Here is a 9257-nt window from a genome sequence, read left to right on the forward strand (position 1 = left end):
CCGCCGGCCCCCGTGCGCGCCCGGGGCTGAAGAAAGCCCGCCGCAACTCCCGCCTGGCGCCCTGAAGCTTCCCGGCCCCCGTGTCCCTTCCCGCAGCGTGGGATGGGGCGCGGGGGCCTGGTCGTCTTCAGCGGATGGCTTCAGGGGAAGGGCCCTACAGCACCACGCCCCGCGTCCGCGCTTCGTTGACCACCTGGGTGCCGTCCACGCCCAGCCGCCGCGCGATGAAGCCCGCCGCCCCGTCCGCGTTCTTGTGCACGCGGATGAACTGGTCGTCGTACGTGCGCGTGACGATGAGCATCCCGGACACGATGACGCGCTGGAGGTTGTGCTGCAGCTCGTTGCCTTCGATGACGACGTGGATCTCCGAGAACAGCGACCGCGCATCCGACAGCATGTTGGACAGGTGCCGGCGCTGCTCGCTGTTGGGCACCGCCGCCTTGGAGCCCGCGCTCGTTACGAGGATCATCGGTTGCTGGTGCTGCTGGTAGGCCGTCTGCATCTTCTGGAACACCGACTGGATTTCATCCGGCGTCGGTGGAGCGTCCCAGCGCAGGAAGAAGACCTTGTCGATGACGTCTGTCTTGTAGACCGGAAGTGCCATGGCGTTCGCGACTCCTTCGTGACGGGCCCATCCCCCCGGGCCTGAGTGCCATCCTGCTCTTCACCCGCGGTCAAGAAACTAGCCCTGCGGGCCGACATTCTTGAGACGACACATCGCGCTGTCCCTGACGGTGGCACCGACTGTGTCCTCACCTCAGGGGCCCGGCGGATGTTGTTTGACGGAAGGTGAACCCAGACGCCGGGGCAGCCCGCCCTGTCTGCGTATTCCGTTGAGCATGGCATCTTTCAATGGTGATTAGTGATGAAAACAAGAAGGCCCCGGGAGCACGGGGCTCCCGGGGCCTTCGGTCTGCTTCAGCGCATCCGCCGGAGGGGATTACCCGCCGGAGATGTTGGTCTCGACGAGGGCGGCGTCCGCGGCGATCTGCGCGTCCGTGAAGAGGATGGGCCGCCACTTCTTCTGGGAGAACAGCTGGGTCTGGTCGCTGTAGAAGGGCGACTTCGGGTCACCCGACTCGCTGTACGTCAGCACCGCGTTGGCGGTGGGGCCCGCGTCGGTGAACTGCATGGCCATGACGAAGCTGCTGCCGTTGTTGATGGGGTAGCCCGCGTTGGACAGGCCCGTGTTGCCGCTGATGAGCGGGCCGCGGGTGGCGGAGTACTCGAACAGGGTGGTGCGGGTGACGCCGTAGGCGACGACGTTGGTGATGCCCTCGCGGCTCAGGCCGCCCTGGATGGGCACGCGCGCGCCGCTGCGCGCGGTGTACTGCACCTCGCCCAGCGTCTTGTCGAGCGCGATGCCGGACGCGTTGATGCTGGCCACGCCCTGCGCCAGCCGCAGCAGCAGCGGGTCCTCGCCCGTCTCCGGCGCGGGCGTCAGCGTGTTGGGCGTGTTGATGGGGTCGGCCGGGTCGAAGGGCACGTTGAACAGGATGCCCTTGTTGACCAGGCTGGCGCCGGGGACCGCGCCCAGGAACTCGCGGAAGACGAACGCGCCCTTGGAGCTGGTGTCGAAGCGGCCATCCCACCCGGCGAGCAGCGCGCACGCCTGGGTGATGTCCACCGCCATGCCCTGGAACATCACGGGCGTGGTGCGGCCCGTGCAGCGGGCGACGAGCCCCTCACGCGTCAGCTCCGCCATGCTGCTGCGGTTGCTGAACACGGCCGCCTTCAGCTCATCCAGGCTGAACTTGCCGTCCGCGCCGGAGGCGCCGGTGGCGGTCTTCTCCGTGAGGGTGATGAGGTTCATGCGCGTGCGCGGCGTCTGGGGCGTGTTCTCGATGCCGTGCAGCGGCGAGAAGCCCGTCAGGGGCGCGGCCGGGTTGGACAGCCAGTAGCTGTCGTTCGCGTTGAAGACGAAGTCGCGGCGGTCCAGCTGCGGCACCTTGGCGAAGGGCACGAGGCCGGGGCTGCGCGAGCCCGGCTCCACCTGCCACTCGTTGGCCGGGTCACTGCCGTCGAGGAACACGATGCCCAGCGCGTTGTAGAGGCCGTAGGTGAGGTTGAGGCCGGGCGTCGAGGCCGCGGTGATCCACTTCGTCGCCGCGTCCTTGGTGAGGTTCGGGGTGGGCGTCGCGTCCGTGTACCAGGCGTTGCCCTCCTTGTCGGCGTACATGGTGTTCACCCAGGGCAGGCCCTGCTGGGTGGCGTAGACTTCCTTGAACTCGTTCAGGTTCTTGGCCTTGTTCATGCCGTGGAACTGGTCCAGGAACTTGATGTTCTCGATGTTGGCGTCGCGGATGGTGAGCGCCGTCTGCGTGTTCCAGCCCAGCGTGCCCGGCGGGAAGCCCGGCGCGGCCGAGTCCGGGATCGCGATGATGGGGCCGTAGTGGGTGAAGTACATCGTCTGCGAGTAGTTGGTGACGGAGCCCTCCGGGAGCTTCACCAGGATGGTGAAGTTCTTGGACGTCATCGCGCGCTCTTCGGTGCCGTACTTGTAGGTGGTCGGCTTTCCGGGCACCAGGTTCACCTGGTACATCGTCATGCGCTGGCCGGAGGAGAACGTGTGCGTCCACGCGACGTTCTCATTGAAGCCGATGAGCACCGCGGGCACGCCCATCAGGCCCACGCCGTACACGTTCATCTGACCGGGCACGGTCAGCTGGCTCTCCCACAGGCGCAGCTCGCCTTCCCAGGGGAAGTGCGGGTTGGCCATCACCATGCCCTTGCCGTTGTCGGTGCGCTCGGCGCCCAGGGCCCAGCCGTTGCTGCCGAAGTCCGTCTGGCGCAGCGTCCGCAACTGCTCCAGGGTGGGCATCTGGGGACGCAGGGCGGCCTGCTTGTCCACGGACTGCGCGCCCACGGCGGGGGGCGTCGCCGCGGCGATGGTGAGCGCCAGCTGGTTGATGCCGCCCACCAGCGTCAGGTCGATGTCATACGCCAGCAGGTCCACGGCGGTGATGGGCTTGACCCAGTCCGCGTTGGCGCAGTCGGCGGGACGCTCCGCCGGGGGCGTCTCCGCGATGTACTTGTTGTAGCCGGCCACGTAGCCGGTGAGCATCTGCTGCACTTCCTCCGACAGCTGCGGGAAGGCGGCCTCGGCGCGGGCGATCACGCCCAGCGACAGGTACGCCAGGTCGGAGCCCACGTAGGTGTTGCCGGGGCCCTGGCCCAGGTAGCGCGCGCGCTCGCTGCGCACCTTGATGATCTGGTCGGCCAGGGTGCAGACGTGGTCCTGGGCGAAGGCATAGCCCTGGCCGAAGCCCAGGCTGCCGTAGTTGTCGGCCGTGATGTGCGGGATGCCGTGCGACGTGCGGCGGATCTTCGCGGTGTACTTGGCGGGCGTGGGCTCCGGGGTGACGGGCTTGTCGTCGTCGTCACAGCCGGCGGTGGCGACCAGGGCCAGCGACGTCAACAGGGAGAGAGACCAACGGCGGGCCCGGACAGAGGTCCGGAATCCGCCGCGAGGAGGAAGAGAGTCGGGGGTGTGCTCGAGCATGGCGGGCGGAGACTAGGAAGGTGGAGATCGCCGGGTCAATGTTTCTGGGATTTGACTTTTTCACGGAAGTGAAACGGCCGGATGCATCGCGTCGCAGGTTTAGGAAAGCCGGAAAGACGGTGTGTGTTACACGGGGGCGCCATGACGTCCGAGCCCTCGCCGCCCCCGGCCCGCCGCCCGCGCCGCCACTTCTCCATGATTCGCACCTTCGTGCTGGCGGACTTCGTCACGCTCGGCAACGGCTTCGCGGGCGCGGGGGCCATCCTGGCGTCCATGCAGGCGCTGGCGACGGCGAACCCACGCTGGCTGTGGGTGGCGTTCGCACTCATGCCGGTGGCGCTGGTCATGGACGTGGCGGACGGCCGCATCGCGCGGTGGCGCTTCCGCAAGTCACCCCTGGGCGCGGACCTGGACTCGCTGGCGGACGTCATCTCCTTTGGCATGGCGCCCGCGGCGCTGGCGTTCGCGGTGGGCCTGCGGGGCGGGCTGGACGTGGCGGCGCTGCTCTACTTCGTCGCGTGCGGCATCAGCCGGCTGGCGCGCTTCAACGTCACCTCCGCGGAGCTGTCGGACGGCACCGGCAAGGTGAAGTACTTCGAGGGCACGCCCATCCCCACCAGCCTGCTGCTGGTGATGGTGCTGGCGGTGGCGCTGTGGCAGGGCCGCATTGGCGACGCGCTGTGGGGTGGGGTGTGGGACATCGGCCCCGTCCAGCTGCACCCGCTGGTGCTGATGTACGTCGCCAGCGGCAGCGCCATGATCAGCAAGACGTTGCGGATTCCGAAATTCTGAAGAGCCCCCGGGCCGTGGGTGGGCGCCGTGACTTCCAGTGGACGTTCTGGAGGACAGTTCCACTGTTTTTCCCACGGTGAGGCGGTTGGCAGTCCCGGGGTGGGTGCCTAGCTTCGCCACCTGATCCGCAGGACCACCACGGTGTGGAATCCGGTGCGGCTTCGAGCATGTGGTGCGGCGGGAGGGGACGGGGTGGGTGCCATGACGGGGCGCTGGAGTCTGCTGGGCCTGTTGGCGGCGGTGTTGGTGTCGGGGTGCGCGGACCGGGAGCGTTCGTCGCTCGCGGACGGGCGGCTGACCGCGACGCCCGGAGGCGTGGACTTCGCACGGGTCGCCATCTTCGATGCGCGGGAATCCCAGGTGACGCTGCGCAACGTGGGACGCGCGCGCATCACGGTGGACGAGGCCTGGGTGGAGGGGCCGGAAGGCGCCTACAAGGCGGAGTTCACGCATGAGGGGCCGCACAGCCTGGTGCCCGGCGCCGAGTGCACGCTGAAGGTCCGCTTCGCGCCGCTCGCCGAAGGCGGCCTGCCCGCGGTGCTGGTGGTGCGCTCGGACACGCGCATCGAACCGCTGATGCGCCTGCCGCTCAACGGCGCCGGCGTGGACGCGTGGGCGCGGGTGTCGCCGCGCAAGCTGGACTTCGGCCGCATCGAGGCGGACTCCTCCAAGCAGCTGGGCGTCACGCTGGACAACCCCACCGACCTGCCGGTGATGGTGACGCCCAAGCTGGTGGGCGCGGACAAGGACGAATTCGTCGCGGAGGCCATCACGGTGAACCCGGGTGAGCGCCGCGAGCTGCCCGTGACGTTCAACCCGGTGCGCGTGGGCAAGAAGCAGATCGCCCTGGCGGTGTCGCCGTGCCACGGGTGCGCGGACGTGACGGTGCAGGTGACCGCGGAGGCGCTGGAGCGCGCGGTGGTGGCGGAGCCGGAGGTGCTGGACTTTGGCGCGGTGCCGGTGGACCGCGACGCCATCAAGGTCTCCAGCCTGCGCAACATCAGCACGGAGCCCGTCACGGTGACGTCGCTGATGCTGGACGGCACGGACGCGTCCTTCAGCCAGTCCAACACGGGCCTGCCGCTGGTGCTCCAGCCGGGCGAGGTGCGCGGCTTTGAAATCCGCTACAGCCCCGGCCACATGGGCCCGGCCATGGATCGCGCCGTCTACACGGTGGTGAGCAAGCGCCACCCCACGCTGCCCGTGCCGCTGCGCGGCTTCGGTGGCGCGTCCGAATTGTGTGTTTCACCGCTGACGTATGACTTCGGCGAGCAGCCGCTGGGCTCCAAGGTGCGCGTCGTCGTCAACGTGAAGAACTGCGGCACGGACAACGCGGGCCCGCTGACCATCAACGCGCTGACGTGGACGCCGGACCCGTCCGGGCCGCTCCAGTTCAACCACAAGCCGCTGACGACGCCGTACACGCTGCCGCCCAACGGCGAAGTGAACCTGGAAATCTATTACGAACCGTCGCGCGAGGGCTCCGCGGCGGGTTCGCTGGTGATGACGACCAACGCCTTCTCCGCGGCCACGGTGCAGCTGGACTTCTTCGGCAGCGCGAAGGCGCATGCCCCGTGCGACCTGGTGGTGACGCCGCAACTGCTGGACTTCGGCACGGTGCAGCCGGGGCGGGGCGCGGTGCTGGGCGTGAAGCTGCAGAACAAGGGCACGGACCTGTGCCCGGTGAAGAACATCCGCGTGGTCAACGACGGCGGCGGCGTGTTCCGCATGCCCGGCGGGGACCTCTTCGGCGGCATCATCTACCCGGGCGACTGGTTCAGCTTCCAGGTGTCCTTCCAGGCGCCCTTCACCGGCGGGGACTTCGCGGGTGAGTTGCAGGTGGAGCAGTACAACCCGGTGACGCCGGTGGTGCAGGTGCCGCTGATGGCGCACTCGCAGATGACGTGCCTGGTGGCGTCGCCCTGGTTCGTGGACTTCGGCCTGGCGCGCAAGGACTGCCGTCCGGCGCCGCGCGAGGTGAACTACCTCAACGCGTGCACCTCGCCCGTCACCATCTCCAACGTCTTCATCGGGCCGGGCACCACGGATTCGGAGTTCACGCTGTTGGATCACCCGGCGCCTCCCGCGTTCCAGTTGCAGCCGGGTGACTCCTTCACGGTGGGCGTGGACTACTTCGCGCAGGTGACGGGCATGAACCTGTCGCCCCTGTTCGTGGACTCCAGCGACCTGCCGGTGCCGCTCCTGGTGCCGCTCATCGGTGAGTCGTCGAAGAAGGTGGAGAAGACGGACAGCTTCGTGCAGCAGGACGTGAGCAAGGTGGACGTGCTGTTCGTCGTGGACAACACGGCGTCCATGGTGGAGGAGCACCCGAAGCTGGTGTCCGCCATCCCGTCCTTCGTGGACGCCGCGCGCAACAAGGCAGTGGACCTGAACATGGCGGTGACGACGACGGGCATCTCCGCGGTGTCCGGCGCGTGCCCGGGCGGCGCGCTGGGTGGCGAGGCCGGCCGCTTCTTCCCGGTGGACAACACCCGCCAGCGCATCCTCACGCTGGCGACGCCCAACGTCACGCAGGTGCTCCAGCAGAACATGCAGGTGGGCCAGTGCGCGCAGGTGGAGCAGGGCTTCGAGGCGATGCGCCGCGCGCTCACGTCTCCGCTGGTGAACAACGCGGATGATCCGCGCACCGCGCAGCCCAACGACGGCAACCTGGGCTTCCTGCGCGACTCCGCGGCGCTGGTGGTGGTGTTCGTGGGCGACGAGGACGATCACTCGCCGGACGCGGTCTCCACATACGTGCAGTGGGCGCAGCAGCGCAAGGGCGAGAACCAGCCGCAGCGGGCGACCTTCTTCGCCATCGCGCCCACGAAGACGGCCTGTGCCACGGCGGGCGGCGCCGGCACGCGCTACGCGGACGCCGCCGCGCAGACGGGCGGTGAGGTCCTCAACGTGTGCGCCTCCGACTACGCGCCGCTCCTCCAGCAGGTGGCCAGCAAGGCGTTCAGCGCCCAGGAGCGCTTCCCGCTGAGCGAGGAGCCGGACGCGGGCACGGTGGTGGTGAGCGTCAACGGCACCGCCACGACGTCGGGCTGGACCTACGACGCCGCGACCAACAGCGTGGTGTTCACCACGGTGCCGCCGCCGGGCGCGAAGGTGACCATCACCTACCGCCGCGCCTGCGCCAACGACTGAACGGTAGGAACGCTGTGGGTGTGGACCCCGTGACGGGCCGGTCATCCGGCCCCGAACGGGGATGTCAGCCCCCGGTGCTACAGCACTGCATCTGCCTGTGCGGATGACCAGAAAATTGGAGGCGCTCCCTCGGTGTGTACCCTGCGGAGCGTCTAGCTGCTGTTGCCTTGGGAGGCACGCTGTGAGCACCCGGATCCCCGACGAGCATCCGAAGTCCCCTCCGCGCGCCGGTGCGCCGGGGCTGCGGGTCATCCGCGGGGAGGGCCAGCGCAAGCAGGAGCCGCTGGCGTCCCGGGATGCCGTGGCCCGGGTGCTGATGGAGGCGGGGGCGGACATGCTGCTTCGGCGCATCAGTCCCCTGAGGGCCCAGGAGATCGAGCGCAAGGTGGACCGGGTGCTGGACCTGTTCGACCGGGTGGATGCGGCCCCGGTGCTGATGCCGGTGCTCAAGCGGCACCTGGACGAACTGGAAGCCCTGATGCGGGAGACCCGCGAGGTCCGGGCAGTCCGCCGCTAGGGCGCCGGGACGCCATCCCCCGGAAAAACCCCAAGGGGATTCGATGTTTGATTCCCCTGGCCGGGGGGCTTACGCTCGGGGCTCGCCTTCCCGCGTCCCGGCCGTGTCCATCGAAACCTACGGCAGCTACCAGCTCCTGAAGCGCCTTGCCACGGGCGGCATGGCGCAGATCTACCTCGCGCGGCGGCCCGGTTCGGATGCTCCGGACAAGCTGCTGGTGCTCAAGCGCATCCTCCCGCACCTGTCGGAGAACGACGAGTTCGTCCGGATGTTCCTGGACGAGGCGCGGATCGCGGCCCGGCTCGCGCACCCCAACGTGGTGCAGATCTACGACCTGGGGGCGGAGGGGGACACGTTCTTCATCGCCATGGAGTACATCCATGGGGTGGACGCGCGCCGGCTCTGGAAGCGCTCGGAGACGTCCAGCAAGCCGCTGCCGGTGCCGCTGGTGTGCCGCATCCTGCTGGAGGCCAGCGCGGGGCTGGACTACGCGCACAAGAAGACGGACGCGACGGGGCGGCCGCTGGGCATCGTGCACCGGGACGTGTCGCCGCAGAACATCCTGGTGACGTTCGAGGGGGGCGTGAAGGTGGTGGACTTCGGGATCGCCAAGGCGGCGGACCAGGCCACCGTGACGCGCTCCGGGGTGCTCAAGGGCAAGTACTCGTACATGTCGCCGGAGCAGGCGTCCGGGCAGCGGGTGGACTGCCGTTCGGACGTGTTCGCGCTGGGCGTGGTGCTGCATGAGCTGCTGACGGGGGGCCGCCTCTTCAAGCGCCCCAGCGACATGCTGACGCTGTCGGCGGTGGCGGAGTGCAACGTGCCGCCTCCGTCGCACGTGGCGCCCCGGGTTCCGGCGGATCTGGATCCCATCGTGCTCAAGGCGCTCGCGAAGGATCCGGACGCGCGCTACCAGCACGCGCAGGACCTGCAGCGCGCGCTGGAGGGGTGGCTCGCGGCCCAGCCGCAGCCGTCGGGCACGGCGGACCTGGCCGTGTTCATGAAGGACCTGTACGCGGACCGGCTGTCCGACGAGGCCCGTTCGGGCGAGGTGCAGGTGACGGACGAGGAGGCCGGCGTGTCTCCGCGTTCGGAGCCGCCTGCCGCGCCGCGCCGTTCGGTGATGCGGCCCGCGATGGCGACGGGGCGCACGGAGCACGAGCCCACCACCACGCTGCGTCCGCCCCGGGCGAACCGGCCCAGTGGGAAGGTTGAACCGCGCCGCGAGGAAGGGGACGCCGAGGTCCGAGGAGCGGAGGGGCGGGCGGAGACTCGCGGTGTCGACACCCGTCC

At 69.2% G+C, this 9257-nt stretch carries 6 protein-coding genes; 4 read left to right on the forward strand and 2 right to left on the reverse strand.

From position 1 onward, the window contains the following. Positions 1 to 154: 154 nt before the first annotated feature. Both D7Y13_RS32795 and D7Y13_RS32800 read right to left on the reverse strand, forming a co-directional pair. A complete protein-coding gene (locus D7Y13_RS32795) occupies positions 155 to 604 on the reverse strand; it encodes a DofA protein (RefSeq protein ID WP_120537408.1) in 450 nt (149 codons plus the stop codon). A 336-nt stretch (positions 605 to 940) separates the two neighbouring features. Next, positions 941 to 3418, reverse strand: a complete 2478-nt coding sequence (locus tag D7Y13_RS32800; RefSeq protein WP_279637149.1) for an acylase — start codon at positions 3416 to 3418, stop codon at positions 941 to 943. 225 nt (positions 3419 to 3643) lie between these two features. Here D7Y13_RS32800 and D7Y13_RS32805 point away from each other — a divergent pair, with 225 nt between their 5' ends. The 4 genes from D7Y13_RS32805 to D7Y13_RS32820 form a co-directional block, all read left to right on the forward strand. Then, complete coding sequence (locus tag D7Y13_RS32805; protein ID WP_120630886.1) at positions 3644 to 4294, forward strand: CDP-alcohol phosphatidyltransferase family protein; 651 nt, start codon at positions 3644 to 3646, stop codon at positions 4292 to 4294. Between the two features lie 201 nt (positions 4295 to 4495). Then, positions 4496 to 7447, forward strand: coding sequence for a choice-of-anchor D domain-containing protein (locus tag D7Y13_RS32810; protein ID WP_120585938.1), 2952 nt, complete (start codon positions 4496 to 4498; stop codon positions 7445 to 7447). 181 nt (positions 7448 to 7628) lie between these two features. Continuing rightward, on the forward strand, positions 7629 to 7964 hold the full coding sequence (locus tag D7Y13_RS32815; RefSeq protein ID WP_120537412.1) for a hypothetical protein: 336 nt from the start codon (positions 7629 to 7631) through the stop codon (positions 7962 to 7964). A gap of 103 nt (positions 7965 to 8067) precedes the next feature. Further along, on the forward strand, positions 8068 to 9257 hold a 1190-nt coding region (locus tag D7Y13_RS32820), incomplete at its 3' end, for a serine/threonine-protein kinase (protein WP_244222404.1).

Origin of the sequence: Corallococcus praedator (assembly GCF_003612125.1) — a bacterium.
GTDB lineage: Bacteria > Myxococcota > Myxococcia > Myxococcales > Myxococcaceae > Corallococcus > Corallococcus praedator.

Coding starts and splice junctions, on each gene's coding strand:
- D7Y13_RS32805 (WP_120630886.1), top strand. CDS start 3,644: ATGACGTCCGAGCCCTCGCCGCCCCCGGCCCGCCGCCCGCGCCGCCAC.
- D7Y13_RS32795 (WP_120537408.1), bottom strand. CDS start 604: ATGGCACTTCCGGTCTACAAGACAGACGTCATCGACAAGGTCTTCTTC.
- D7Y13_RS32810 (WP_120585938.1), top strand. CDS start 4,496: ATGACGGGGCGCTGGAGTCTGCTGGGCCTGTTGGCGGCGGTGTTGGTG.